The organism is Ohtaekwangia sp. (assembly GCF_036786105.1).
Classification (GTDB): Bacteria; Bacteroidota; Bacteroidia; order Cytophagales; family Cyclobacteriaceae; genus Ohtaekwangia.
The window spans coordinates 18695-45187 of record NZ_DAIQRQ010000031.1 but is presented as its reverse complement, the minus strand read 5'-3'; the positions used below and the strand labels follow the sequence as shown (position 1 = coordinate 45187).

The 26493-nt window shown below is 44.6% G+C and carries 22 protein-coding genes, 1 other RNA gene and 1 pseudogene; 5 read left to right on the top strand and 19 right to left on the bottom strand.

What is annotated here, in order from left to right; translation table 11 throughout:
• Positions 1–831 (top strand): glutaminyl-peptide cyclotransferase, encoded by an 831-nt coding sequence (locus tag V7Q33_RS13790; RefSeq protein WP_333820215.1) that lies wholly within the window; start codon positions 1–3, stop codon positions 829–831.
• 63 nt (positions 832–894) lie between these two features.
• On the opposite strand, the gene V7Q33_RS13785 is transcribed toward V7Q33_RS13790, so the two are convergent.
• The gene (locus tag V7Q33_RS13785) at positions 895–1323 is read right to left on the bottom strand and encodes a VOC family protein (protein WP_331980117.1); all 429 of its coding nucleotides are present in this window, start codon (positions 1321–1323) and stop codon (positions 895–897) included.
• A gap of 313 nt (positions 1324–1636) precedes the next feature.
• Here V7Q33_RS13785 and V7Q33_RS13780 point away from each other — a divergent pair, with 313 nt between their 5' ends.
• On the top strand, positions 1637–2623 hold the full coding sequence (locus V7Q33_RS13780) for a GlxA family transcriptional regulator (RefSeq protein WP_331980115.1): 987 nt from the start codon (positions 1637–1639) through the stop codon (positions 2621–2623).
• Positions 2624–2710: 87 nt separating this feature from the next.
• Here V7Q33_RS13780 and V7Q33_RS13775 read toward each other — a convergent pair whose 3' ends face one another.
• Positions 2711–4330, bottom strand: coding sequence for a hydrolase (locus V7Q33_RS13775; protein WP_331980113.1), 1620 nt, complete (start codon positions 4328–4330; stop codon positions 2711–2713).
• A 632-nt stretch (positions 4331–4962) separates the two neighbouring features.
• Positions 4963–5354: a transfer-messenger RNA gene (gene ssrA, locus V7Q33_RS13770) on the bottom strand.
• Positions 5355–5584: 230 nt separating this feature from the next.
• On the opposite strand from ssrA, the gene dnaX reads away from it, so the two are divergent.
• Positions 5585–6706, top strand: a complete 1122-nt coding sequence (dnaX, locus tag V7Q33_RS13765; protein ID WP_331980111.1) for a DNA polymerase III subunit gamma/tau — start codon at positions 5585–5587, stop codon at positions 6704–6706.
• Between the two features lie 422 nt (positions 6707–7128).
• Positions 7129–7338: a hypothetical protein gene (locus tag V7Q33_RS13760; RefSeq protein WP_333820214.1), complete on the top strand. Its 210-nt coding sequence runs from the start codon at positions 7129–7131 to the stop codon at positions 7336–7338.
• Between the two features lie 29 nt (positions 7339–7367).
• Here V7Q33_RS13760 and V7Q33_RS13755 read toward each other — a convergent pair whose 3' ends face one another.
• From V7Q33_RS13755 to V7Q33_RS13720, 8 genes are all read right to left on the bottom strand, one after another.
• The gene (locus V7Q33_RS13755; RefSeq protein WP_333820212.1) at positions 7368–8633 is read right to left on the bottom strand and encodes a 7TM diverse intracellular signaling domain-containing protein; all 1266 of its coding nucleotides are present in this window, start codon (positions 8631–8633) and stop codon (positions 7368–7370) included.
• 289 nt (positions 8634–8922) lie between these two features.
• Positions 8923–9381: a hypothetical protein gene (locus V7Q33_RS13750; protein ID WP_331980105.1), complete on the bottom strand. Its 459-nt coding sequence runs from the start codon at positions 9379–9381 to the stop codon at positions 8923–8925.
• A 62-nt stretch (positions 9382–9443) separates the two neighbouring features.
• Positions 9444–11003 (bottom strand): helicase HerA-like domain-containing protein, encoded by a 1560-nt coding sequence (locus V7Q33_RS13745; protein ID WP_333820211.1) that lies wholly within the window; start codon positions 11001–11003, stop codon positions 9444–9446.
• Between the two features lie 133 nt (positions 11004–11136).
• Positions 11137–12057: a DUF3078 domain-containing protein gene (locus V7Q33_RS13740; RefSeq protein WP_331980101.1), complete on the bottom strand. Its 921-nt coding sequence runs from the start codon at positions 12055–12057 to the stop codon at positions 11137–11139.
• Between the two features lie 53 nt (positions 12058–12110).
• On the bottom strand, positions 12111–12524 hold the full coding sequence (locus V7Q33_RS13735) for a response regulator (RefSeq protein ID WP_254092882.1): 414 nt from the start codon (positions 12522–12524) through the stop codon (positions 12111–12113).
• Between the two features lie 134 nt (positions 12525–12658).
• Positions 12659–14533 carry a LysM peptidoglycan-binding domain-containing protein gene (locus tag V7Q33_RS13730; protein ID WP_331980098.1) on the bottom strand — a complete coding sequence of 625 codons (1875 nt, stop codon included), beginning with the start codon at positions 14531–14533 and terminating at the stop codon, positions 12659–12661.
• Between the two features lie 21 nt (positions 14534–14554).
• Positions 14555–15196 carry an O-methyltransferase gene (locus tag V7Q33_RS13725; RefSeq protein ID WP_333820210.1) on the bottom strand — a complete coding sequence of 214 codons (642 nt, stop codon included), beginning with the start codon at positions 15194–15196 and terminating at the stop codon, positions 14555–14557.
• Between the two features lie 122 nt (positions 15197–15318).
• Positions 15319–16587: a M16 family metallopeptidase gene (locus tag V7Q33_RS13720; RefSeq protein ID WP_333820209.1), complete on the bottom strand. Its 1269-nt coding sequence runs from the start codon at positions 16585–16587 to the stop codon at positions 15319–15321.
• Between the two features lie 360 nt (positions 16588–16947).
• Here V7Q33_RS13720 and V7Q33_RS13715 point away from each other — a divergent pair, with 360 nt between their 5' ends.
• Positions 16948–17199 carry a hypothetical protein gene (locus V7Q33_RS13715; RefSeq protein WP_331980092.1) on the top strand — a complete coding sequence of 84 codons (252 nt, stop codon included), beginning with the start codon at positions 16948–16950 and terminating at the stop codon, positions 17197–17199.
• A 495-nt stretch (positions 17200–17694) separates the two neighbouring features.
• Here the strand turns inward: V7Q33_RS13715 and V7Q33_RS13710 are convergent, their stop codons facing one another.
• The 8 genes and pseudogenes from V7Q33_RS13710 to V7Q33_RS13675 all read right to left on the bottom strand — a co-directional run bounded on the left by V7Q33_RS13710 (position 17695) and on the right by V7Q33_RS13675 (position 26398).
• Positions 17695–18558: a nucleoside phosphorylase gene (locus V7Q33_RS13710; protein WP_331980090.1), complete on the bottom strand. Its 864-nt coding sequence runs from the start codon at positions 18556–18558 to the stop codon at positions 17695–17697.
• A 55-nt stretch (positions 18559–18613) separates the two neighbouring features.
• Positions 18614–19252, bottom strand: coding sequence for an acetyltransferase (locus V7Q33_RS13705; RefSeq protein WP_331980088.1), 639 nt, complete (start codon positions 19250–19252; stop codon positions 18614–18616).
• A gap of 53 nt (positions 19253–19305) precedes the next feature.
• Positions 19306–20580, bottom strand: coding sequence for a hypothetical protein (locus tag V7Q33_RS13700; RefSeq protein WP_333820208.1), 1275 nt, complete (start codon positions 20578–20580; stop codon positions 19306–19308).
• A complete protein-coding gene (locus tag V7Q33_RS13695; protein ID WP_331980084.1) occupies positions 20577–21866 on the bottom strand; it encodes a DUF2851 family protein in 1290 nt (429 codons plus the stop codon). Before V7Q33_RS13695 ends, V7Q33_RS13700 begins: the two co-directional genes overlap by 4 nt.
• A gap of 324 nt (positions 21867–22190) precedes the next feature.
• Positions 22191–22301, bottom strand: a pseudogene (locus V7Q33_RS13690) (UPF0175 family protein); the annotation flags it as partial.
• A gap of 27 nt (positions 22302–22328) precedes the next feature.
• On the bottom strand, positions 22329–23141 hold the full coding sequence (gene pyrF / locus V7Q33_RS13685; protein ID WP_333820207.1) for an orotidine-5'-phosphate decarboxylase: 813 nt from the start codon (positions 23139–23141) through the stop codon (positions 22329–22331).
• Between the two features lie 104 nt (positions 23142–23245).
• Positions 23246–23887: a LolA family protein gene (locus tag V7Q33_RS13680; RefSeq protein WP_331980080.1), complete on the bottom strand. Its 642-nt coding sequence runs from the start codon at positions 23885–23887 to the stop codon at positions 23246–23248.
• Between the two features lie 30 nt (positions 23888–23917).
• Positions 23918–26398: an FtsK/SpoIIIE family DNA translocase gene (locus tag V7Q33_RS13675; protein WP_331980078.1), complete on the bottom strand. Its 2481-nt coding sequence runs from the start codon at positions 26396–26398 to the stop codon at positions 23918–23920.
• Positions 26399–26493: the final 95 nt, after the last annotated feature.

Sequence of the window (26493 nt, the reverse complement as noted above, 5' to 3'; positions counted from 1 at the left end):
ATGCACCACTCTTCTAAAGGGACAAGTCTGCTCTTGTTCGTACTGATCCTGACTACATATACGGGATGTACCAACACATCGCGAAAGGAAGCTGCCGCTGCGCCCGCACCATCTACGCCCGCAATCTATTATACCGTGGTTAAAAGCTATACGCACGATACAAGCCTGTTTACCGAAGGTCTGCTGGTATACAATGGTCAGCTTTTCGAAAGCACGGGGTCGCCATCTGATATAGCGGAAACAGAATCGCTGGTAGGTATTATTGATTCCACTACCGGCAAGATGGATAGAAAGATCACGCTTGATCGCTCGAAATATTTTGGAGAAGGCATTGTGTTTCTGAAAGACAAGCTTTACCAGCTCACCTATAAAAATCAGACAGGCTTTATTTACGATGCAAAATCATTCAAGCTTCTCGGCCAGTTCAAGTATACAAACAAGGAGGGCTGGGGATTAACTACCAACGGAACGGAGCTGATTATGAGCGATGGCACCAGTACATTAACGTTTTTAAATCCGGATGATCAGAAGCCGGTAAAGACGTTATCGGTAACCGAGCAAGGTAACGCACGCGATAATCTCAATGAGCTGGAGTATATCAACGGCTTTATCTATGCCAACGTGTGGACGAAGGATTACATAGTAAAGATCGACCCGGCTACCGGAAACGTAGTGGGCAAGATTGACCTGAGCTCGCTGGCAGAACATGCCCGCAATAAAAACCGTGGCTCTGATGTACTGAACGGAATTGCCTACGATGCCACTGCTGACAAAATATACATTACCGGCAAATTGTGGGCTGATATATACCTGATAGACTTTCCGCATTAATACAGCAGCCGTGGTGTATATACCGGATGCCGCCAGTATATATACCACGTGAGCCGCTGAGTTTTATGATTGCCTGTTCGGATCGTAGTTCACCATCCAGTTAATGCCATACTTATCGATGAGCATACCAAAGTAAGCACCCCAGAATGCATTCGACAAGGGCATGGTTACGTTACCACCTGCCGCAAGACCATTGAAAAGCTTGTCAGCTTCTTCTTTTGAATCGGGTTGAATAGCAATAGAAACATTATTACCCACCGATACCTGGCCCATGGATGACGGTGTATCGCTTCCCATCAAAACGGTGCCATGCCCGATCGGCAATGCCATGTGCAGGATCTTGTTTTCTTCTGCTTTATCAACCGGGTGATGCGGAGCCATTTCCTTAAAACGCATAACGGTAAGAAACTCGCCACCGAATACTGACTTGTAAAAATTGAAAACTTCTTCACAATTGTTGTTGAAGCTGAGGTAAGGATTGATTGCTGACATAATTGTAATTGTTTTATAGATGTTATAATGATCGCGTAAAATACATAATCAATACGGCCTATGCTTTACATTCATGCTATCATGAATTTACCTTCTCCTGGCCCACTATATTTGCTGTATATGAATGGTTGAACAATCACCATTTATATGGTATCATGAACTGCTTGCCATCACAAAAGTACTGCGTGCCATGATGAATGCCGGGGTGCAAATACGGCTTTGTAACGGGTTGACTCCGACAATCGATTCTGTTAGTTTTGACATAGAAAGATCAGCAGTCTTTTTGCCTTAACCCCAGAAAAAAAATTCAGTTATGAAACACATCTCCATTCTTGTTCCCAAAGGCGCAGCCGCGCTGAGCTGCATTGAAGGTGCCAATACTGCTTTTACCAAAGCCAATGATTTTCTGGCAAGCTTCGGCAAGCCTCCGTTGTTTGATGTAAAGCTCGTAGGCATAACAGAAGAAGCACAAGTATACGACAGACTGTTTCATGTGCGCCCTGACGCATCGATAGCATCTGTTACCAAAACTGATTTAATTATTATACCGGCTGTGAATGGCAACATGAATGATGTAATTGCTGCCAACGAGGAGTTCTTTCCATGGATTGTTAAGCAACACCGGCAAGGAGCAGAAGTGGCAAGTCTTTGTGTTGGAGCTTTTCTTCTTGCCGCTACGGGATTGGTAAATGGCAAGCGATGTGCAACGCACTGGCTGTCGGTGAATGAATTCAGAAAATTGTTCCCCGAAGTAGAGCTGGTATCCGACAAGATTATTACCGATGAGCAAGGTATATATTCCAGCGGAGGCGCCAATTCATTCTGGAACCTGCTGATATACCTGCTGGAGAAATATACAACCCGTGAGCTGGCCATTCTCGCATCCAAATATTTTGCTATTGAGATTGACCGTGAAACGCAGTCACCTTTCATTATGTTTAAAGGGCAGCGCGATCACCAGGATGAATCGGTAAAGAAAGCACAGGAGTTTATTGAGAATAATTTTCAGGATAAGATCACAGTCGATCAATTATCCAGTGTTGTAGCCGTTGGCCGCAGAAGCCTGGAACGAAGATTCAAGAAGGCAACCTGCAATACGGTATCAGAATATATACAACGTGTAAAGATCGAAGCCGCCAAGAAAAGTTTTGAAACAAGTCGCAAGAATATAAATGAGATCATGTTCGACGTTGGCTACTCCGACATCAAAGCGTTCCGCACCATATTCAAGAAAACAACGGGCCTTTCGCCTTTGGAGTATAAGAACAAGTATAATCGGGAATTGATCGCCATGGCCTGATTGCTTTTTCGCAAAAATAAAGGAGGCGACCATTGGTCGTCTCCTGGTTTAACATACAACGTTTTATTTTTTATACTTTGCTCCTTCCTATTGGGCTTTAGCCAACCAGAGGGATGCGTTCAGGTGCAAGGCAGGGTGTGAAGTATAGCCTGATGGAGCATCGCCAGACCATCCGTTGAAGAGATTGTCGTTTGTATCTCCGGTGCCATCATCCGAAGGTGAGCTGTCGCCAACAAACACCACGCGACCACTTCCATACGTAGCAAGCAATGCCATTACGTTCGTGTTGCTGCCCACGGTGCCGCTCATTCTCCAGAACAATCCCTGTACGCTGCTGTTGTTAGCAGGATATAGTGTAGCAGTCGATCCATTGTAGAACGCCAGCTTGGAAGCTGCACCCGCCAGTCCGTTCAGCACAGCTTGTGCATTTGCATTGCTGCCGGTATATACATTGGTAGTAGGCTGTTCGCTGATGTCTACATAGTTTACAACAAAGCCGAACGGATTGTTATTATTTATACCATTGTTTGTCATCAGGTCGTTCCATACACGTGGAGAGTCATAACCATCGCCATCGCGGTCAGAAGGATTATAGCCGTTGGCATCGGTGCCTGCTGTAGTAGCGGCTGTGTGGTCGGCCACCATCATCAGACCACCACCATTGGAAACGAAGTTCATGATAGCTGTTTTTTCGGAAGCAGAGAAAAGACGATTTGGCTCAATTACCAGGAACACATCATAGTTACTCAGGTCTTGTGGATTGGAAGCATTGCCATAGGTGATTGCTGTACCTACAGGCAAAGTTTCTACCAGTTGGCCACGCTTTACAAGTTCTACTGCCCATGCAGACATAGCACCTTTCCAATAAGTTTCAGATGTACTGGAGGTGATGCCGGTATAAGAAGGTGTAGGAATACGTTGCGCTTTTGTCTCTACGGTTGTGCCTCCGGTATAAGTAGGTACATTTTCTGTGCCATCAGCATCGATCTGCCAGTCTGCGCTGCCGGCATTTTCGTAGTGTGATGCATCGAAGAGAAATTTCTTTCCGGTAATTCCTCCTCCCCCACCACCAGTGGAGTTATCATTGATCGTAATATCATCAATGTTGATGCGGTTGCTGGAGCCGGATGCCTTGCGAATTTCGAGACGAACAGTACCCGTAATATTCAATGTAAAAGTCTGTGTTTGCAAAGCAGAAGTTGTCGTTACATTAGAACCTGATTGCGTCCAGGTGCTTCCACCGTTCACGGAATACCACAATCCCCATGTACTGGCAGCATCGCCCGAGTATGTACCGTGTTTGATGGTTACAGTGCTGATGCCGGTAGTAACATCAAAAAGCATCGTAATTTTGCCGGTGTTGCGTACACGTGCCGACCATGAACCCGATTTCAAATCGCCACTCAGGTTGCCGATCAAGGCATCATACATATTCCATGATTTACTTTGCAGTGTAACGTTATCACCACTGGATGATCCGGTAGGTGAAACATCGTAAGCAGTCTTGGGGCTTGTGCCTCCCACTTCAAATCCTTCTGACAATGATACGGCCGTCAGGGCAGCCGTTGCATTAGTTGAACGGGTTGCATCAGTTGACAGAGCTGTGCTGCTATTGTCTTGCAACAATGAATCACTGCATCCAACCATGAGCACGCCTGCTGCTATAGCGGCGGCTACAAAACGAATGTGTCTTTGAATAAAATTCATAGCTAATTATAACGTATAGTTTTAGGGTTTGACAGGGCTTCAGTCATTATCGATCACCGGAAGCGGTGTAATGATAACAAGCAAAAGTAAAGTTTAAAACCAAGAGTAATTTTATCGCAGTGTTTCGTTTTTGTAATGCTTCGCATATTTCAGCGTAATCTATTAAATGAGGTTCAACGCTTATTATAGACTATATCTCTGTGCATGTATAATAAAAAAGACGTCTGTTTTTTTACAGACGTCTTCATAAATAATTTAATGAATAGACTAATCTTAATCAAGCAATTACTTATTCAGCCACTACAGCCGTTTGCTTTCTCTTGTATCAACATCCGGCAACAGGTATAGCCTAAGCGCCATCACACCGGGACATATTATATTGGCGATCATACTACAGCGAAACACCTCCTCATATCTTGGCAAACCCTGCATCTGTATTTACAATAAAGTAAAATATACCACCGATAATACTTACACCCACGCATGGCTATGCGAGCGGTGCTCGTGTTGAAGGCCGCAAGGCAGCATACAGCAAATGGAATTTGAAGCTACCAGCATCAACTAAAAAACGTCATCCTGAAATATCGGGATGACGTTTTTTTTGCCAGATAGTGCCGGCATGATAAAGAAAAAAGTGGAGCCGCAGAGAATCGAACTCTGGTCCAGAGAAGATGAACTCGTACCTTCTACATGCTTAGTTGACTTTAATTTTCGAGTGCAGCAAGGCAGGCAACAGCCAAACTACACCTTAGTTACTAAGTCTTAGCCGCGCTTAGCAACATCGCGCGGAGCAGTTCTGCATTACGACACCGCTAACCAGCACCTGCAAAACAACAGTGCTGAGCGATGATGGCTTTCCCGATCTTATCGGGACGAGGCGTAACTTAGCAATCTGCTAAATTAGGCAGCCATGGCGTAGTTAGACTCGCCAAGTATGATTCAGGACTATCTTTCAAGGCTCTCATCCTATGAGCCTGCATGCTTACATACGACCTCAAGCATCCTGTCAAAACCGGTCGGCCCCGGGTAGTAAAACAGGAAACCATCTATATGAAAGTTTCGCGTTTTCAATGAACGTTTTCTGAAACAAGGAGACAAATATAAAACTAAAAAAGTTTCAAGCGATGCTTCATCATAATTCCATCAAATTGTTTGTGGCCAGCCCACCTACCAACGTATGCACATACGCACCTGAATACTTAATACCGTTATCCCATTGCTAATTGTCATTTCGATTTTATCTTGCACGCTCGCATGGAAAATTTTGTTGTATCGGCACGAAAATACCGCCCTACAGGGTTTGACGAAGTAGTTGGGCAAGAGCACATCACTACTACGCTCAAAAATGCTATCGATAATAACAAACTTGCGCAGGCTCTTTTATTCTGCGGGCCTCGCGGTGTAGGTAAAACGACCTGTGCCCGTATCGTTGCGCGACTCATCAACGGCTTTGAAGAAAGAACAGAAAATAATTCGCTCAACATCTTCGAGCTTGATGCTGCGTCTAACAACTCCGTAGAAGATATCCGAAACCTGATCGACCAGGTTCGCTATCCTCCTCAATTCGGAAAATTTAAAGTCTATATCATAGACGAGGTGCACATGCTCTCCAACGCAGCCTTCAATGCTTTTTTGAAGACTCTGGAAGAGCCACCTTCGTATGCTATTTTCATTCTGGCTACAACCGAAAAACATAAGGTAATTCCTACCATTCTTTCGCGTTGCCAGATCTTTGATTTCAACCGGATCCAGATCAGTGACATTGCCAATCACCTGAAAAAGATTGCGCAGCACGAAGGTATACCGGCAGAAGATGAAGCGCTGCACCTTATCAGCCAGAAAGCAGACGGTGCTTTGCGCGATGCACTCTCCATTTTTGATTTGATGGTAACATACTCTTCCGGCAAGGGAGTAATGTTCAAAAATGTATTGAGCAATCTTCACATCCTGGATTATGATTACTACTTCCAGGTGATCGATGCACTATTGTCACAGAACCATACACAACCGCTGTTGCTGCTCGATGAAATTCTGCGCAAAGGTTTTGATGGTCATAATTTCATTGTTGGATTGAGCGAGCACTTGCGCAATCTGCTGGTGTCGCAGGATGCACGCACTGTGCAGCTAATGGAAGTACCCGACAGTGTGAAGAAGAAATATGTACAGCAGGCACAAACCTGCCCTCCGTCCATGTTACTTACGTGGCTCAATATTGCCAACCAATGCGATATAAACTATAAAGGCAGCAAGAATCAGCGACTTTCAGTAGAGCTTGCGCTTATGAAGATGGCACACGTAGGCAGCGTGCTAAAGGCCGACCAACTTTCTTTTTCCAACGGACTTGCTGATGCAGGCTTAAAAAAAAAATTAGTGTAGAGACTGAGTCCTCTTCCGAACAGAAAGAAGAACCGCAGTCACAACCACCAATACAGCAGCAAGCTCCTGCTACCACAGCTCCCGCTGCAGGCGAATCTTCCACTGAAAAAGAAGGCGAATCCGGTACTCCAACTATTTCATTAAAGCCCGACTTCGCAGAGAAATCACGTTTTAAAACAGCGCCTAAAACAACAGTAAAGCTAACCGATCTCTTAAAGGTCGAGCCGAAAAAAGAACAAACTACTGCCACCGAAGTAAAAGCTGACGCAGATGTTCCTTTTACACCGCAGCAATTACAGGCCGTATGGAATGATTATGCAGAGACGCGTAAAAAATTCCAGGCGGAGTTTCATTTGCTTACACAACCGTATGAGCAGAAGGAAAATGTTGTAACCGTACACTTGCATAATACCGTGCAAGAGATGATGTTCAATGGTTTTCGCCTTGAGCTTTCGGCCTTTATTCGCGAGAGGTTGAAGAACAACTCTATCCAGATCGTTGGTGAACTGCGCGAAGTAGAAGAGACCGGGAGAACACTCTATACCGCCCGCGATAAATTTGATTACCTCGCAGAGAAAAATCCTATTCTGAAGGAACTGAAAGACCGTCTTGGCCTCGATACCGATTACTAAACTGTATACCTGTATATTCAGGCTATAGATTAGCTGCCACTATTTTTGAAAAGATCATCATAGGTAAGCACATCGCTTCGTTTTCCTTTGCTTTTAAGTATACCCAACTGAAAGAACAGGCCAATTGCCGTTAGCAGGAATATCATCAGATAGCCGGTACTCAGAAACATATAATTATAGTGAAAGGCTGTATTGTAAGCGAGTATATCGTAGCCAAACATAACAATGCCGGTAATAATACCCCCCACCAGGAACCATGAACCGGCGTGGTCCATTAACAGGCCGCGCACGATCAATATACCCGCATACAACACTGTTACTCCTGCCACAGCCAGGTATAGTGATATCCACTGCGAGAAGATCAACACCGGTGTAAAAAGAGTATAGATGGAGAACAGGACATTCAGAACTACAATGGTATAGGTAACAATCTGGCTGCTGAATTTATTCAAAACATGATGCAAAAACAGCGATGCCCAGATAATGCCAAAATATAAAGAGAAGTACTCCACCTTCACCAGAAGTTGCCAGTCTATATTCGGGTAAAAAGTAACCACCGGATAAAGATTGGAGAACATACAGCGCACAGACCATGTGAGACTCAATAGAGCAAAAAACAATATCGCCTTTTGCCGCTGTGCGAAATATATAATAAGAAATGCCAGGCCCGCCAGCAGAAGTATAAGCGCCTGCACCACATTAACCGTTATAGAGCGCGAAACATGATGGGTTACCTGATCGGGGTTACCAAGTAGAATCGCATCCTTTGCGCCACCTTTATGATGATGGAAGTTTGAAATCTGCAATACCAGCGAAAGTGTATCTTTTGGATTCACAGAAAAAGAAGTTGTCTGATATACCCACTTGGGTATTGATGTTTGTTCGGTGCTGTCCACTCTACCAGCGGAAGCTACTTTTAAACCATTAGCCCATAGAGTATAGCTGCAATATAACTGCGGTATCTCCACGGCAAGCTTGTGCACCGAATCTGGCAACAATACTCTTAAAGCGTATGTACCATATTCTGTTCGCTCTTTATCGTCAGTGTCTTTATTCCACAAACCTGGAAAAAAACGATCTATACCTCTTATTATATTGGCATCTAATTGCTCTGGAGAAAGAAGTTGACGGTCGTAAAAAGTCCAGTAGCCTGAAAGGGGCAGACTTTTATCCTGAAATTTCCAATCGCGGGCATTCAGTACACCTGCCTCCGCTCTTACTAAGTTTTGAGAGATTCCCTGCCTGGAAAAACACAAAAAAGTTAACACCAGGCATAAACGGCTAAGCCACACCATACACAGTTATAGGGTTACGAAATTGCTAAAATGTATGGGGAAACAGCAGTGCTTCGAGCCTTTCTGCTGTAAATGTGGTTTCTAATCGGGGTAAAAATACAAAAGAATGCATTCGTTTCCAGTGTTACAGTTGCTTTATTTATACCGGATTTATCAGGTATTGAAGAGCCGTTATTCGTTTACACGTCTAATTGATAACGATCTGCATAAATCTAGGTCTATGGAAATTAAAATAGCCGTTATCCGGAAAGTCTATTAACGGATAATCTGTAACGGATAACGATCAGTATTACTCATCGTCTTCTACGAACAATCCCCAGCCATCGCCTTCTTTGGGAAACTTGTGAAATGTTTTGATCCACTCTCTAAACAGTAAACGAAATGCTTCAATTTCTTTACGCAGCAATCGCAGGTATTCTTCCGGGAGTACTTCTTCGAAGATCAACGATGCTGTTTGTGTAAGCAGGCTTCGCGCATGAATCTTAATGATGGTGGCATTTTCCATTTTCATAATGAAATCCTCCATCGCTTCCGCTCCTGCAATCTTGGCGGGAATAATAATGGAATCTTCCAGCATGATGTTGCTATGGATCATCTTTACTTCTTCATCATCGATGGAATCAATGATGCGCCTGGTGAGCTCCCGTATCTCCTCTGCTTTTTGAAATATAGGCAATGCCTCCATACGCCTCCGCTCCTTTTCGGGGTCATAGTCACTATCCAGTTCATCATCATCATCGTTCCACATCGTATGTATATTAAGTGTACTTAATTGTTTTGAATTGCTATAGGGGTATATCTAGCAATTCATTAAAATATACTGCTGCGTTTTCGGGAGCTTCTCCGCGTGGTAGTGGTACCGAACAGCATACCAAAGACGCCACGCACCAATTCCCGCCCTACCTGCTTGGCCACCGGCGATGACATCACTTCCTCCAATGTGGATTTCTCCTGTTTACGTGATGTACGCTTCGGAGCTTCAGCTTTCGATGCCTTTTCTTCAGCCTCCTCTTCTTCTTCTTTTTGCATGCGCTCACTCAGTATCTCGAAGGCGCTTTGCGGATCGACAGCATCTTTATACTTTTTATATAGGTCTGATTGATTGAGCTGATTTTTATACTCGCTGTCGCTAAGCGGTCCCATAAAAGAAGCAGGCGGAGCCAGATGCGTTACTACCGTTTCAGTAGGAACTCCCTTTTCATTGAGCACGGTGATGAACGCCTGCCCTGTGCCGAGTTGCGTGAACTGCTGTTCCATGTCATAAAACTCTGACTTGGGAAATGTTTTAATGGTTTCCTTCAACGCCTTTACATCGTTGGGAGTAAAGGCACGAATAACATGGTGCACGCGATTACCGAGTTGTGCCAGTACGGATGGCGGTACATCCTGCGTAAGCTGTGTACAGAAAAATATACCTACACCTTTGGAGCGGATCAGGCGAACCACCTGATCTATCTGGTCCAGGAAAGCTTTGGGAGCATCTTTGAATAACAAATGCGCTTCATCCAGAAAGAAGATCAGCTTAGGCTTATCGAGATCACCTGCTTCGGGAAGTCGCTGGTATATTTCTGCCAGCAAGGCCAGCATGAATGTTGAAAATATAGCAGGCTGCGACTGAATGTCGGCTACATTCAACAGACTGATTACTCCTTTGCCATCTACTTTCTGAAAGAGGTCTTCTATATCGAAAGACGTTTCGCCGAAGATCTGGTCTACACCTTGCTGTTCAAGAGCAACGATCTTACGAAGTATCGTGCTGGCCGTAGCTGATGATATTTTACCGTAATCGCTTTTTATCTCTGCAGCTCCCGGGCCTTCTGTCAGATAATTCAATACTTTCTTGAGATCGTTGAAATCAACGATGGGAAGATTCTTATCATCGGCATATTTGAAGAGTATATTCAGCACGCCCGATTGTGTATCATTCAGCTCCAGTATTTTCGTTAGCAACGTGGGGCCAAACTCGGTAACGGTGGCGCGCATCTGTGCCCCCAGCTTACCACTCAACGAGTATATTTCTACCGGAAATGCTGTTGGTGTATACGTAATACCCAAGGCCTGAACACGCTCGTTGATCTTATCATTTACACTTCCTTCTTTCGCCATTCCCGACAGATCGCCTTTCATATCAGGCATAAACACCGGTACACCAGCTGCAGAGAGTTGTTCGGCCAGTAATTGCAGCGTGCGTGTTTTACCAGAGCCGGTAGCACCTGTAACGAGGCCGTGCCGGTTCATCATACGCATCGGCAGGTTTACCTTGGCCTCTGCTATAATTTCATTGTTGCATATACCCGCACCTAAATAGATGGATGGCAGGTTTGACGTATACGACTTCAGAATAGCTTCCCTGAATTTTTCGTTGGGCATAGTGGTCTGTTTTTAATTCAACAGCAATTGCGCTTGCATGATTATGCAATTTAAAATTATAGCGGAATGGAAATAAAAAAGGCCCGAAACTTTTCGAGCCTTCCTGACATGCATGCAATGCATGATACAATGCTTACTTTGGTTCGGCGTAATTCTGGAAGGAATAAGCAAAGCCGAAGTTAAACAGCTGGCTTACCTGTGCTCCGCTGTCCTGGTCATAGTCATATAACAATATGCCGCCCAGGCTTACTGTAATAAACTTGTTTACTTTGGAAGTGAGCATCAGATCAAGACGGTGGTCGATCGTTTTTAACTGCAGTGTTTCGTAGTTGGCGAACATCACGTATCGCCATTTGAGGTTCACGTTCTTGAATATCTCTTTATCAAACTCTGCCAGCATTTGAAAGGCAAGCCATTCAAAGCGCGTTGTTTTGGTAGAGTCTACGCCGTACGGCTGAGGGCCTACAGTACGGGTAAACCGGGCAGGATCTTTAACAATGGTGAGGCGTGGAGCAAAAGGCGACAAGCGTACTTTAAAATATTCTGCGGGATGGTATTCAGCACCCCATGCAGAAGTGATGAATGCCGGGGCCAGTATATCCGATATCAGAAGTTTTTGTTCAACACCGGATGCATCATTCTCATATTTATACCCTTTAGAAAATTGTGACAGGAAGTTGAGCGATGTAAAGAGATCCCAGTTCTTATTCAACGCATAGCCATACTTGGTGTCAATGTACATGCGATCGAGCGTCTTGCGAAATCCCTGCCCTGAATTATTGACAAATCCATACAAAAGGTCTATTTCGTTATCCCACTTAGATTTACCTTTTGCATAATTTGCTTTATAGTTAACGAGGGAGTTGAAGCCTACGGAATTTATACCTCCGCCTTTCCAGTTGGATGAAAACGATGCCTGATTAAAATTTAACCCGAACGTAAACTTGTTATGCCAGTTGGAAAGTGTATCAGGCTTTATGATTTGTGCCTGTACAAAAGATGCAGCGAAAAAAATTAAAGCAACAGTAAACGTTAGAACAATCTTCTCTTTCATGGTTTTAAGGGGTTTCCGTTCAAAACTATACCTTAAAACCGAAACAATGAAATTTAGATGTTATTCAGTTTTATTTCATCCAGTGCTACTTCTGTCAATGGTTTTGTTATGAATTTGATAACGTGATTGTTGTTCACGATCTTATCTATATCGCGTTTGTTATCGGAGCTTGAGAGTATAATTACTTTACACTTGTTTCTGACAAGCTCGTTGAATTTTTCAAATTCATAGAGGAACACAAATCCATCTACGATCGGCATATTAATGTCGAGGAAGATAAGACTGGGAAGGTTGTCCGGGATATTCTGGTTCTCGCGCAAATAATCCAATGCAGCCTTACCGGATCCCTTCACTTCTACACGTTTGGCGAACCTTGTAATTTCAATGATACGCTTACTGATAAAGTTATCAGTGTCGTTGTCATCTACGAGCATTACAAGATCAATAGCTTTTATATCTGTTTGCATTCAATAATCAGTAATTCAGTCCACACATCCGATTTCACGAAACACAAAAATATTCTTTTTTAGAATATTTGGGAACGTGGCTGACAAATTCCGATGGAGAAGTAATAAATAGAAAGAAAAAAAGTAAAAACAGGCTATTTAACCTGCTGCTTTACCTTCAATTTTTCACCCACTGCAAGGTTGAAATCTTTCTTATTATTCCATTCCATCAGTTCTTTTATGGTTACGCCATATTGCCGTGCAATGCTATACAATGTATCCGTTGCCTTCACCAGGTGTTCAGTTTCAGTTACTGCAATAGGCGTTGAAACACCTTTTTCAATGGATTGAGATTCAGAAAGCTTAAGAACCTGCCCGGGCTTTATACTCTCTTGCAGGTTAAGATTGTTGGCGTGCACAAGGTCCATTACGTTCATGTCGTACTGCTTTGCAATGGAATATAAAGTCTCTCCCTGCTGAACAGTATGTTCTGTAGGCCGTGGCGGAACGACAACTTCTTTGATTTGTTGTATGGCAGTATCAACAGATTGCGGAACCACCTCTTTTACTTGTAAGGTTTTAGAGGAATCTACAGGTTCCTGGATTTTTACCGGCTCTTCGGGTTGCGGCACTGCCACAACAGGTGCTGCCTGCTCCGGAGCAGTTTTGATAACAGCCGGAGTACTCTCCACCGTGGCTTGCGTTGCAGCCGGATCGACACTCCATGCAAATGTTTGCGAATTATCGATTTGTATCGTCTCTGTAGGTGCCACCTGCTTATCGGAGTTTTTAGGTTTGCGGGACGATAGCCACATCGTCATGCCGGGCTTAAGCTCTGCATCAGAATCAATGCGGTTATAATGCTTCAGTTTTTTTATCTGCACACCATACTGCTGGCTGATGCTCCATAGATTATCGCCGGGTATTACAGTGTGATAAGCCGTGGCAGCACGTGCACGTTTTTTACCCAGGAGATAAAAATGTCCGCCCATCACCTGATCCGAGACGGATATATCATTCCATTTCAAAAAGGACGAGAGCTCAACACCTCCGCGGGCAGCGATCTGTGTAGCTGTTTCACCTGCCACAGCTTCGAGGGCTGTAATGCCGTTAATCTTTTTGCGTACATCCTTTTTATTTGCTGATGCCAGTGTTGATTCCCCGCTCTTTTTCGCGGTAGCATCGCCGGCTTTCGCCAGCACTGCATTCTCTGGTAATTTTATATTGGTAACATCACCTTTCACAGGAATCATTACGGCGTAGGTACGATCATCGGGTATTGTTCCGGATTTCACCCACTTGTTGTAGGCTACAAGATCTGCTTCGTCTACTGATACTTCTTTGGCCAGGTCGGTTAATGATTTCTTGTTTTGATTTTGATACGACAACACTTGCACCTGTCCCTGCCCTTTTACCATCTCTTCGAAGGCAACTTTATGGGCGAGGTATTTTTTTACATACCAGTATGTTTTGCTGGTAATCTCTACATTCTTCTCTCCACTCTTGCTCTCTTTTTCGCTGCGCAACACAGCACCAGCACCCATCTGGTACGCCTGCAACGCAAATAACCAGTTGTTGAAGTATACATTGTTCTTCTTGATGTAGCGTGCTGCTGCACGAGACGATGAAACGATATTCATGCGCTCGTCTATTTCACGGTCTACACGAAGGCCCATTTCCATCGCGGTAAAATCTTTGAATTGCCAGAAGCCAACCGCTTTTGAAACGGATACAGCATCGGCAATAAGTGCGCTTTCCTGCAACACCAGGTATTTAAAATCATCGGGAACATTCTCTTCCGCAAATATCTTTTCGATGATGGGGAAGTATGTTTTGGCGCGCTCCACTTTGATGTTGTGATGCCTGGGCGAAGCGGTTAGTGCATCTACATCTTTCTGGATTTCCCTGCGGGCGTCATCGCGGATTGTGAGTGTCATGTCCGCAAACTGCATCTTGTGCGGTACCTGAGGTGTCTGCGCTGCTACGGTAAACTGGACCGCAAAAAATAGCGCGAAGATTGATCTCATCATGCTACGAGAGGTTAAAAAGTTTTACAAAGATACTTTTCTCATCAACATAATACCATCCCGGATCGGCAGAAGTACATTTTCGACCCGTGGATCTTCCTGAATTTTCTTATTGAACTCAACAATAGCGCGGGTATCCTTGTCGGGCTTTGCATTCAGCACCTTGCCGCTCCACAAAACATTATCAGCCATAATAAATCCTCCGATGCGTACTTTATCAATTACCTGATCGAAATACAGACTGTAGCGCTCCTTGTCGGCATCGATAAAAACAAGATCAAAAGTCTCTGTCAAACCTGGAATGATGGTGGCAGCATTGCCGATGCGATAGTCTATTTTCTCACCAAACGCTGATGCTGCAAAGTATGTACGCACACGGTCTTCCAGTTCTTCATTAATATCAAGCGTTATGAGTTTACCACCTTCCTGAAGTCCTTCGGCAAGGCACAAAGCCGAGTAGCCTGTATACGTTCCGATCTCCAGAATACACTTTGGCCGGATCATGTGACTGAGCATAGAAAGCACTTTGCCCTGCAAATGTCCTGATAGCATGCGTGGCATCAATACCTTTGCATGTGTATCGCGATCGATCTTCTTTAGCAAATCGGTTTCAGTCGATGTATGCTGCTCTGCGTAGTGTTGTATTTGCTCGTTGATGAGGTCCATGCGTTGTAGTTTAAAATAGTCCGAAGACCGGAAGTCCGAAAGTCGGGAATTGAAAACTTGGGGAATGTAACGGCTCCTAATCGTTACAAGCATCTGACTTCCGGTCTTTCTGTCTTCCCGACTTATTTACTTCCCTGACTTTTTACTTTTCCATTTCCATTTTCAGGCACCATGGTGAGGAAACTGAGGTTGCGCTCGTCAAATATATCCTGGGCAACACGCTGTAATCTTAACGCATCCGTGTCATCGATCGTATTGAAGATTTCATCCAATTGAGGAACGCGGTTGTAAAGCAATACGCTTCGTCCCATCATCAGCATCAGGCTAAGATTGTTCTCTTCCGACATCGCCAATTGTCCTTTGATCTGTTCCTTCGCAGCTGCAAGCTGTGACTTCGATAAAGGTTTATCACAAAATTTATTAAGCTCTTTCTTTACAAGGTTAATGCATTTTTCCAGTTGTCGCGGTTCTGTGCCGAAGAACACGGCAAACATACCTGTATCGGAGTATGGTATATAATGCGCATCCACGGAATATACCAGTCCATAACGTTCACGCAGCGACAAGTTTAATCGCGAGTTCATACCTGGTCCTCCGAGTATATTTACCAGCAGATATAGCGGAACACGATCTGCATGATGGATAGGGTATGCCTCTCCGCCTATAGCGCACTTGGCTTGTTTTACCGTGCGGTGCAGCACTTCATAGGCAGGCTTGTACGAAGAGAACTTCTTGCGCTTGCCATTCAGTTGGTTCGTTTTAAATCCCTCCAGATATTTCCTTGCCAGCCGCTCTACTTCGTCAAGCGATACATCGCCCACAACGGAGAATGCGATTCGCCTGGTGTTGATGTGCTGTTTGAAGAAGGTGACGAAATCTTTCTTGCGAAAGCCATTGATGGTCTCTTCCCGCCCCAGAATATTCATACCCATGGGGTGATTCTTATACAATACTGACTCAAATTCGTCTTGTAATGAATCGTCCGGACTATCGAGGTACATGGCCATTTCTTCGAGTATAACACCGCGTTCTTTCTCCAACTCTTTTTCAGGGAAGATGGAGTAGAATGTTATATCACTTAAAAGGTCTACTGCGCGCTCAAAGTATTCTTTCCGAACCGATGCATAAAATGCGATCTTCTCTTTATCCGTATAGGCATTCAACTCACCACCAACCGAGTCAAGGCTGCTGATAATATCAAGTGTCTTTCTTTTGCGCGTGCCTTTAAAAGCCATGTGCTCCCAGAAATGAGCAATGCCCTGGTTCAAAAACGTTTCATCCCGGCTGCCAATATCCAACACCAAACCACAATGCACGATGGCCGATGTAGCTACTCTTCTATGCACCACTCGCAGGCCATTCGATAATGTGAAAATTGTATAGTCTCTCATATAAAATTCTTGTGCGAAATTAACTTTTAAAAGTCAGGCTCCTTATGAAAACTAGCCCTTCCGATCTCTAAACACAAATTTCGGGGCGAATCGCTCATCGTATGCCAACATGACTGATGTTTTAACTTCTTTCCTCCGCAAACTATCCTGTAACGGGTTTTACGATCGGCGCATGAGAAACATCTACGTACGAAGTCTCAATTCTCTTGCCGGCCTGCCATTTTTTCCTTGTGTGGTGGTATCCGTCCCACCTGCGGACAGATTCGCTCGCCAACGGTCGGACCTTTGTGGACGAGCGCCATTTTAAGTAAAATTCACAAAGAATTTACTGGCATACTGATTGTAAAAATGCTAAACATTATGGACACACATAAAGTAAGAACCTGTTTCACGATTACGTTCACGGACGAGCAATATACCCGTGCCAAGTACTATGTTGAAGACATGAAGCGCCACCCGAACCGGATATTCTGGAAGGGCAAGGAGGGCAAAACGGATGATGAGCTGATCATTGAACAGATCGCCCACCGCATCCTGTCGGGCTTCTACAATGACGATCCGTTGACTGCCGGCAAGCACATTATGCGGATGGACAGTACCACTTCGAAGTAGATGCAGTTATCCGCTACACGTTAATCGTTATCCGTCAGGTTCCTACCTAACGGGTTGTAACGGATAACAGTTGATATACTTTGTGAAGTTCGGGCCAAGGTGATCAACCGGTTTATATCGGTAATAATCATTTATTTCGGTTTGATCAAATTCTATTCACAATTGTGCTAGCCGGTGCGAAGTTGAGGTTTACACTTTTTGCAAGCTTGTAGGCGCACCCTGAAAATCTTTCTTCCGGGGCTTCGCTGGCGAAGCCCCGGAAGAAAGATTTAAAAAAGTTGAAGCCCTGTTATGACGCTGGCGTCATAACAGGGCTTCAACTTTTTTCTTTCACGCGCCTGCACTTTCGCTATGAAAAGCAAATTGAATTTACCGCGCAAGTTTGGCTAGACTATCTCGGAGCACTACACGTAATACCTTACAACAATATGAATAAGACACAACCTGACAAAGCAGGATCAGCAGTTAACGGTTAACATGTAACGGTTAACGAAGTCAGATTCTATCGAGCACTTTTTTGATCAGTGCATCGATGGTTTTGTTGGGATCTTTGGAAAATTTATTTTTAATGCGATTGGCAACGATCGCATTGACGCTCAACACTTCGTGCCCCAGCAAACGCGCCATGGCATAATACCCTGACGTTTCCATTTCAAAATTCGTCAGCCAGAAATCGCCGCTCTTATTGTGATAATAATTGAGTTCTTCCAGCAGCTTGGGATATTTTATAGCTGTGCGCAAGGTACGGCCTTGTGGCGCATAAAACCCTGGTGTTGTTACGGTATTACCTACAATCATGCCTTCGCCAAATTGCTCCAGCAGTGCTTCTGAACCTTTCACAATATAGGGCAGAAAGGGAACACTGGTTTTCTTTTGTATATCGCGGGCTATCTCTTCCTCTGCTTCGGTCATGGGCAGATCGTAGAAGGCCATGAGGTTATCCAGGCCCACAGCGTAGTCTGTAACTAAATGTGAGTCTACCGGAACATCATCCTGTAAAGATCCGGATGTGCCTATACGAATGATCTTGAGTTTCTTCTTCCGGCTTTTTACTTCGCGCGTTTTTAAATCGATGTTTACCAGCGCATCGAGTTCCGTCATCAATATCTCGATGTTGTCGGTACCCATGCCGGTGCTCATTACGGTAACGCGTTTTCCTTTGTAAGTACCCACCTGCGTGATGAACTCGCGCTTGTTCATTTCAAATTCTATATCATCAAAATGTTCACTTACGCGGTATACTCTACCGGGATCTCCTACGGTAATGATGGTATCCGAAAGATGCTTGGGCAACAGGTTAAGATGATATACACTCCCGTCTTTGTTCAGGATCAGGTCTGTTTCCGAAATTTTAGACATAAAGAAGTCCTGGTTAAACGAGGTTGCACACTACCAAATCCATATACTATATATCTCAGCTATTCACTTTCTGGGCCGGGTTGCCAAAAACAGTTTCACCTGCTTTTACCGGAGCCACTACCACAGAGCCTGCACCTACTCGGGCACCTTTGCCAATGGTAATGCCCGACACCACCGTTACGCCCGATCCGATAAAGGCTTCTTCCTCAACTTCTGCACCGGCACTAATTATGCTGCCTGCGCCTACCTGCACAAAATCGCCGATCTTTACTTCAGCACCCAGTATAGCACCGGCATGCAGCAGACAATGATTGCCGATGCTTGTGCCCGCACCTACCTTTACGCCCTGATCGATAAAATTACCATGGCCCATATCCGAAGAAGAAGCAATGATCGCGGAAGGATGAACACCGTTTACCGGCTGCACGTGACGCACTTCCTGCAGCATCTTAACAATACTTTTACGCAGCTTGTTATCGTCTTCTGCTACAAAGGCTTCGCATTTTTTCCCGATGAGTTTCAGAAAACCGTCATCGTCTGTGCTTCCCAGCACTGTTACGTTATCAATCTCCGTATTGTGTAGCTTCTTGTCGTCATCCAGAAAACAGTAAACGACATTGCTGTTGGCTTCAAAAATTTCCTTCGCCGCACGACCGAGGTGGTTCGCGCCAAAAATGATCACTGGATTCTCCATAGACGGGTTTAAAGAACAGCAAAGGTAGATTGAAGGGCTGTTCCGAACAACATTCAGCGTAATGATCTTTGTGCGAATGTCTGCAACCTGGTGAACAATGGATTGTTGATTAAAATCAACAGCACAAAGAACGATTGAAATCCGACTTTATAGCGCGACAGTGTTCCAAAGTTAGGTGTCGACAATGCCAGAAAAATGCAAAGCATCACAATATATACTGAGGCCGACACTACCAGCAATCGATAGCCGGGTGCAACAGCATTTCGCAACCGGGTTATGGTTGCTATGAATAACGCCAGCACAACCAGGTTCTCCAATGCTACCAACATCTGCATGGCGTTATGAGCCTCCCCTATAAATGGTCTGAATAACCCGGAAACAAGCGCCTTGGGAGCGTATAATGCTATACTTTGAATACGCGGCTGCAGGTGTTCATATACAATACGGTCTTCCGGAGGTGAGGCGGCAGCAAATGCTTTGTAGTTTTCTACGATCACACCCATAAAGCGCTCCGGGTAAAAATTAGGATGCACAGTTGTCGCTACAAAGAGCGGCACTGCAAACACCATGAACCACAGCAACCCAATGGCAGCCCAATGCCGAAACGGTATGCGAGGAACCAACACCAGCTTAACCACCAGCGTAGTAACCACCACAGGTAAGAGCACCGCGAGGTAATAGTATTTAAGCGCCCACAACAACCACAGCGCCACGGGCAACAACAGCCAATGTATAATGCGCAACGGTTGCTGCATCCATGCTTTGAGAAAAACAGCCGCCAGATAATATAGCGATGCCATGGCTATACTTTCCTTGATCACACCCGATGACCAGAACACCGCAGACGGAAAAAATAAAAATGCTACAATAGCAGGCCCTGCAATAGCATCTATACGACTAAGTTGTTTTACCAGGAACCATGTGCTCAGGAATGCTATGAAGGAAAGATGAATTGAAACCACCCAATAATTATCATGCGACAGCAGGCAAAATATACTGGTGATCTTGCTCATGAAGACCGCACGCGGTTCCTGCAGGTATAGGTTCTTCCAGATTATGTGCGTATCATTTCCATTCCACAGAAATTGGAGATAGTCCTGTACATTATGACGCGCCATATTCGCCAGCGCTATGCCATCTTTGTGATAGGTAAACGTATCGCCCACAGTATAGTAGTAGGTATAGAGCAACCCCAGTGCGATACCACAGAACAGTTTCAACGCAAGGGCAGGCCCATATATGTTACGCCAGAACGACTCCTCGCGCTTCCACAGTATAAAAGCTACGGAAAGAATGGCGACTATATTGGCGACTGCGACAACCGTCATGTATGGACTGGTTTAAGTAAAGATGCTCCGATGTTGCAATCTAAACATCTATGCTTAGAACAAAAATTAGTAAACAACTCAATGCATGCCTGTGAGTCGAAAGCCGTTGTGGTTTTTATGCCAAGTGCCTGCCATCGGTTCACAATACTATTCGATTCGGAAGACACGGTCTGTAAAATTGCAATTGCCCGATCGGTATAAACCTGGTCGTCTCTAAGCTTTCCATAAGCGGCGAGTATAGGAATTACGGTGTTGATAATGATATTGTCGATGCTCATATCACCCAACCACGGTATTTCTTCGCGTACAATTTTGCCGGGTTGATAATGCTGTCGCCAATAAGGCGATTGCCGTGCTGCAAACAGTTGCCGAAGCTCTTGATACGTTTCTGCTTCCAGTATTTTGCTCACAATGTTTTTCTGATTCAATAACAACGCCGCGAATTGCGCCAGCCGTATGGTGGGAAAATTAGCAGGCCGCAAGCGAAGGAATTTCCATTGTGCCTTGTTCAGCTTTCGATCGTGCAACGAAAATTTATGACTGAGTACTGTATACTCGCGTTTCAATAAATGAATATAATCATCGTTGGCAACTTCCTCATCCAGAAAACCAGACTGGCCAAAGAGCAGTGCTTCTATACTTGCGGCAGCATCGGCATGTTTGAGTAATACTTTATAGGGAAGCCCTTGCGCCAGTTGCAGAAAGGAATCTGCATTTACTTTAAAGCCAAAATTCCGGGCAAGCAATTGATAGCAGGTTTCCTCCCAGTGATTATTATTTCGCTTCAACAAATCAAATACGGCACCGACCTTTCGCTGCAGTCGCTCCGCTAATGCTTTATCCAGCATAGAGAGAACAACAATGCCGGAGACAGCAGAAAGCGATGGTGCACAAGGAATTTCCTCCGGATTACCTGCGAGTTTTTTATAACGTAAGATCAACGCATCGTCTACGCGCTCTTGTAATTCCAGTGTTGGTAAAGTGGTGCCGTCTTTCCGCAGCGCGGGCTTGTTATTTCGCCATACCACATGAAGCACCACGTTGTTATAGGCAGCATCCTGTTCGTGTCGGTGATCCGTCCAGCCGGATGCATCGATGTGTATCTCTACACTTCCAATCCACTCGATAGTACCGATGCGAACGCGTGCCTGCTCAAAATCAGGCCCTGCATGCATGTTCTTATAGCCGGGATGAAAAATATATACCGGCTCGCCATCGCTGGTGGTTAATGCCTGTTTATTAAAATATTGAAACTGCCACAGGTAGTGAATAAAGGATTCAGACATCGGAGTATAAATAATAGCTAACAGCTCCGATTTACGATTTTGCTGCTTTTGAGTCAATCACCCAATTGGGAAGAATGCTTATTCATTAGCATTTTTGAGCAGTTCATTCAAAAGTCTTTCAGTGAATCTGAAATTGGTTCGCTGCAGTTTTTCAAGTATCGCGAATCTTTCGCATCAATGATATTTACCCAAGTTGGAAGAGGTTTTCCAAACTCTTGAGCAATAATTGAGGTTGTTTCAACCCTACCGAATATTCTTTGTAGAATATCTATTTCGCCAATCTTGTTGAGTAAAATAAAGTAACTTGTGTCTGCAATAACAACGTTATATTTTAGCTGCATCACTATTCATTTCAGAAGCAGGATCATTAATCAACGACACTCCATAATCTCCCAAAATTTCAGAAAACGTCATCTTTGACAGTCCGGCCAATTGTGCTGCTTGCCCATATAATAAAACAAATCACAACTTCGCCTGCAAATATACCTCCATACTTTCCTGTACTTTCTTCGCTTCTTCACCGGCACGTTTGCCAAAATCTTTATCGGCAGATGCATAGATGATGGCACGGGCGGAGTTCACCAGCAAACCACACTGATTATTCATACCAGCCTTCGATACCATTTCCAGATCGCCACCTTGTGCACCGATACCCGGAACGAGGAAGAAATGTTCGGGAGCAAGTGCGCGTATACTTTGCATTTTATCGGCTTGTGTAGCGCCCACTACATACATGAGCTGATCGGGTGTTCCCCACTGCTGCGACTTCAGGATTACCGTCTCATATAGTTTTCGTCCGTTGGATTCCAGCAATTGAAAATCGCTACTGCCGGGATTGGAAGTATGTGCCAGCAGAATTACCCACTTGTTTTTAAATTCAAGAAAAGGCTTCACTGAGTCTTCGCCCATATAAGGCGCCACCGTAACCGAATCGAAATTCATCTGCTCAAAAAATGCGCGGGCATACAGCGATGATGTGTTGCCAATGTCACCACGCTTGGCATCGGCTATGGTAAATATATCTTTCGGTATATAGTCCAATGTCTTTTGCAGACTCTCCCACCCTTTCGGGCCGAGCGCTTCATAGAAAGCAATGTTCGGTTTGTATGCTACGGTATATTCATGCGTGGCATCGATGATCTGCTTATTGAACTCAAACACCGGATCAGCAGCACTTAACAGATGCTTCGGTATTTTCTGAAGGTCGGTATCAAGACCTACACAGAGATACGATTTCTTTTTCCTGATCTGTTCAAAGAGTTGTGAGCGGTTCATGCGTTCAAGCGTAGTTTTGCGGGCAAAGGTAAATACGTTTAAAAACAAAAGAAGCAACCCTGTGCAGGTTGCTTCCTTTTTTACGAATTAATTTCATTCGCGTGTTAGCGGAGATCAACGATCTCAACGCCAGGATATTTCTTTGGATCGAATGCAAAGTAGCTGTCTTCGATTTTTACGTTCGGTGTAAACTTGCTGATGGTATACTTGTACTTGTTGCCGCCTTTGTCGAACATCGTCCAGCTCTGAATGCTTTTATCTTTCTTGTTGATGAACATTTTGATCTTGAAGAACTGGGCATCTTTCTTCTCTGGCACCAGGTCTATCTCTTCGCAGAGCACGCCACCTTCGTTTTTGTCTTGCAGGTAGAGATACTTGAATCCTTTCTTATAGATGTCGTAGATCTTTGAAGGATTTACATCCTCTGAATTAGGATCGTAGTTATCGATATTTACTTCTTTGGCTTCGGGGAGGTAAGTCCACACGGTAGAGCCGTTATTGATAACTTCCTGTTCCGGCAAACTGAGGCGGAACTTGTCGCCTTTCACTGTGATCTTACCTTTAAATTCCTCATTCACTTTCTCAACATCATTGGTCAGTACATACGAAATGTTGGCCTCAAACGAAGGAATCGCTTTGTATTTTTTACTCATGGCGTCCAGGGATTGAAGAGCTTTCGGGTCGTACTGCGCGGATGCTGAAATCACCCAAACCATCGTGCAAAGGGCTAAAATCGTTTTTTTCATTCCTTAATTATCTTAAAAATGTCTGCAAAGTTAAGACTGATTGTGTCTTTCTTTCAATGCAGTCAATAATTGTTCCAAACTCAGCTCATCTTTTATTAAAACTTCACGGGCTTTGCTTCCTTCAAACGCTCCCACAATACCTGCCGCCTCCAATTGGTCGATCAGGCGACCGGCTCGGTTGTATCCCAGCTTCAGCTTACGCTGTATGAGGGACGTACTTCCCTGCTGATGCATGACAATGAGACGGGCGGCATCTTCAAACAGGGCATCGCGGTCTGACAGATCAACATCGGCAGCTCCGCCTTCGTCATCGCCCTCGTATTCCGGAAGCATGTATGCTGAATCGTAGCCCCGCTGTGAACCAATGAATTCCACCACTTTTTCAATTTCAGGAGTATCGACAAACGGACACTGTATACGAATTACATCAGAACCTGTAGAGAGCAGCATATCGCCTTGCCCAACAAGCTGATCGGCACCACCGGCATCGAGAATCGTACGTGAATCGACTTTCGAAGTAACGCGAAACGACAGACGCGCGGGGAAATTGGCTTTAATCACACCGGTAATAACGTTTACCGAAGGACGCTGCGTAGCCACTACCAGGTGTATACCAATGGCGCGGGCAAGCTGTGCCAGACGCGCAATCGGAGTCTCCACTTCTTTGCCGGCTGTCATCATCAAATCGGCAAGCTCATCAATCACCAGCACAATGTAGGGCAGGAATCGATGGCCTTCTTTTGGATTAAGCTTACGCGCTACAAACTTGGCGTTATATTCTTTCAGGTTTCGGGCTCCGGCATCTTTCAATATCTCATACCGGTTTTCCATTTCAATACACAACGAATTAAGAGTGTGTACTACTTTCTTGGTGTCGGTAATGATCGCTTCTTCACTGTTGGGAAGCTTTGCGAGGTAATGTCTTTCAATCTTACTGAAGAGCGACATCTCCACTTTCTTCGGATCGACCAGCACAAACTTGAGCTGTGACGGATGGCGCTTATATAATAGAGATGCCAGAATAACATTCAACCCCACCGATTTACCCTGACCTGTGGCACCTGCAACAAGCAAGTGAGGCATCTTGGCGAGATCGATTACCAGCACTTCGTTGGAGATGGTTTTACCCATTGCCACCGGAAGCTCTTTATCGGTTTTGGCAAATGCCTGTGATGCAAACACGGAACGGATGCTCACCATCTCCCGGTTCTTATTCGGCACTTCTATACCAATGGTACCTTTACCCGGTATGGGTGCAATGATACGAATGCCTAATGCCGACAAACTCAGCGCGATATCATCCTCCAGGTTTTTGATACGGGAGATCTTGATGCCCGCATCCGGCACAATTTCATATAGTGTTACCGTTGGACCAATGGTTGCCTTGATGCTCTGAATGCCGATCTTGAAGTTAACCAGCGTAGCAACAATTTTGTCTTTATTCTGATTAAGCTCATCCTGGCTTACACCGGCTTTGTTGGTATCATATTCATTGAGCAGCTCCAGCGTAGGGAAGCGAAAATTACTCAAGTCTAATGTCGGGTCGTATACGCCTTGTTCGGCTACAAGCTTTTCTGCCAGTGCATCCGTCTCCAGTGTTTCCTCAATGGTGAACTCGGGCTCTTCGTTTTCTTTATTTACCGGCTCAGCAACTTCAACTTCCAGTTTTACTTCCTTCACCGGTTTTACAGGTTCCAACGGAGGTTTTACCAGCAGCACAGGTTCAGCAACTTTTTCGTCCTCTTTCTTCTCTTCCTTCTTTAGCTCAGGCCAGTTGTCTTTTTCATCGGTATACTCCGATACGTTGGCGGTTTCTACAGCACCGGCTTCTTCATCCATAATAGCATCGTTGCCCATGGGCTTCGGATCTTTGGGTTGAAAAAGTGGTATAGCCGTTACGTTGAAATAGAAAATGATAAAGACGAACAAGGAAAGGATCAGGATCAGAAATGTTCCCCAGCCAAACATACTCTCACTGAGCTCTGCAAGTCGCAGACCGAACCCACCGCCCAGAAAGCTCCACTCGCTTACACCTTCGTTAATGAAGATCATATAGCCAAGCAACAGGCAAAGCCATACTCCCGAGAAGATTGAGAATACAGAGTACGAGAAAATTCTCAACAGCTCTTTATTGAACACTACTTTGAAACCCACGATAAAAAGAAACGGAGGAATAAAGAACGCCGAGATACCAAACCACCGGTTGATGAAGTAATCGGAAATAACTGCACCATAATATCCCAACCAGTTTTCAATTCCTTTTCCCGATTCAATGATCGAAGCATTATCCTGTGGATGAATGATATCGAAGTCAGCTTTCCAGGTGAAGAGAAACGAGAACAGCGCGAGGAATAAATACACACCCGCGATCATCAGAAAAAATCCTGTTGCCAGTTTGAAACGCGGATCTTTCAAAAACGACAGATCCACTTTTGATGATTTGGATGCCTTGCCTTTTTTTTCTTTCTCGGGTTTCTTGAATGTATTTGACTTATATGTATTCTGTGCCATGCTCTATTGCCGCAAAACTAAAGAAAAAACCATGAAAATGAGGTACGAATTACGCGTGACCACCGTGCTAAATTGCGTTCTGTCAAAACCTTCCA

Bases quoted from the DNA above. Each gene is read 5' to 3' on its own strand.
- V7Q33_RS13790 (WP_333820215.1), top strand. From the start codon at position 1: ATGCACCACTCTTCTAAAGGGACAAGTCTGCTCTTGTTCGTACTGATC.
- V7Q33_RS13785 (WP_331980117.1), bottom strand. From the start codon at position 1,323: ATGTCAGCAATCAATCCTTACCTCAGCTTCAACAACAATTGTGAAGAA.
- V7Q33_RS13780 (WP_331980115.1), top strand. From the start codon at position 1,637: ATGAAACACATCTCCATTCTTGTTCCCAAAGGCGCAGCCGCGCTGAGC.
- V7Q33_RS13775 (WP_331980113.1), bottom strand. From the start codon at position 4,330: ATGAATTTTATTCAAAGACACATTCGTTTTGTAGCCGCCGCTATAGCA.
- dnaX (WP_331980111.1), top strand. From the start codon at position 5,585: ATGGAAAATTTTGTTGTATCGGCACGAAAATACCGCCCTACAGGGTTT.
- V7Q33_RS13760 (WP_333820214.1), top strand. From the start codon at position 7,129: ATGATGTTCAATGGTTTTCGCCTTGAGCTTTCGGCCTTTATTCGCGAG.
- V7Q33_RS13755 (WP_333820212.1), bottom strand. From the start codon at position 8,633: ATGGTGTGGCTTAGCCGTTTATGCCTGGTGTTAACTTTTTTGTGTTTT.
- V7Q33_RS13750 (WP_331980105.1), bottom strand. From the start codon at position 9,381: ATGTGGAACGATGATGATGATGAACTGGATAGTGACTATGACCCCGAA.
- V7Q33_RS13745 (WP_333820211.1), bottom strand. From the start codon at position 11,003: ATGCCCAACGAAAAATTCAGGGAAGCTATTCTGAAGTCGTATACGTCA.
- V7Q33_RS13740 (WP_331980101.1), bottom strand. From the start codon at position 12,057: ATGAAAGAGAAGATTGTTCTAACGTTTACTGTTGCTTTAATTTTTTTC.
- V7Q33_RS13735 (WP_254092882.1), bottom strand. From the start codon at position 12,524: ATGCAAACAGATATAAAAGCTATTGATCTTGTAATGCTCGTAGATGAC.
- V7Q33_RS13730 (WP_331980098.1), bottom strand. From the start codon at position 14,533: ATGATGAGATCAATCTTCGCGCTATTTTTTGCGGTCCAGTTTACCGTA.
- V7Q33_RS13725 (WP_333820210.1), bottom strand. From the start codon at position 15,196: ATGGACCTCATCAACGAGCAAATACAACACTACGCAGAGCAGCATACA.
- V7Q33_RS13720 (WP_333820209.1), bottom strand. From the start codon at position 16,587: ATGAGAGACTATACAATTTTCACATTATCGAATGGCCTGCGAGTGGTG.
- V7Q33_RS13715 (WP_331980092.1), top strand. From the start codon at position 16,948: ATGGACACACATAAAGTAAGAACCTGTTTCACGATTACGTTCACGGAC.
- V7Q33_RS13710 (WP_331980090.1), bottom strand. From the start codon at position 18,558: ATGTCTAAAATTTCGGAAACAGACCTGATCCTGAACAAAGACGGGAGT.
- V7Q33_RS13705 (WP_331980088.1), bottom strand. From the start codon at position 19,252: ATGGAGAATCCAGTGATCATTTTTGGCGCGAACCACCTCGGTCGTGCG.
- V7Q33_RS13700 (WP_333820208.1), bottom strand. From the start codon at position 20,580: ATGACGGTTGTCGCAGTCGCCAATATAGTCGCCATTCTTTCCGTAGCT.
- V7Q33_RS13695 (WP_331980084.1), bottom strand. From the start codon at position 21,866: ATGTCTGAATCCTTTATTCACTACCTGTGGCAGTTTCAATATTTTAAT.
- pyrF (WP_333820207.1), bottom strand. From the start codon at position 23,141: ATGAACCGCTCACAACTCTTTGAACAGATCAGGAAAAAGAAATCGTAT.
- V7Q33_RS13680 (WP_331980080.1), bottom strand. From the start codon at position 23,887: ATGAAAAAAACGATTTTAGCCCTTTGCACGATGGTTTGGGTGATTTCA.
- V7Q33_RS13675 (WP_331980078.1), bottom strand. From the start codon at position 26,398: ATGGCACAGAATACATATAAGTCAAATACATTCAAGAAACCCGAGAAA.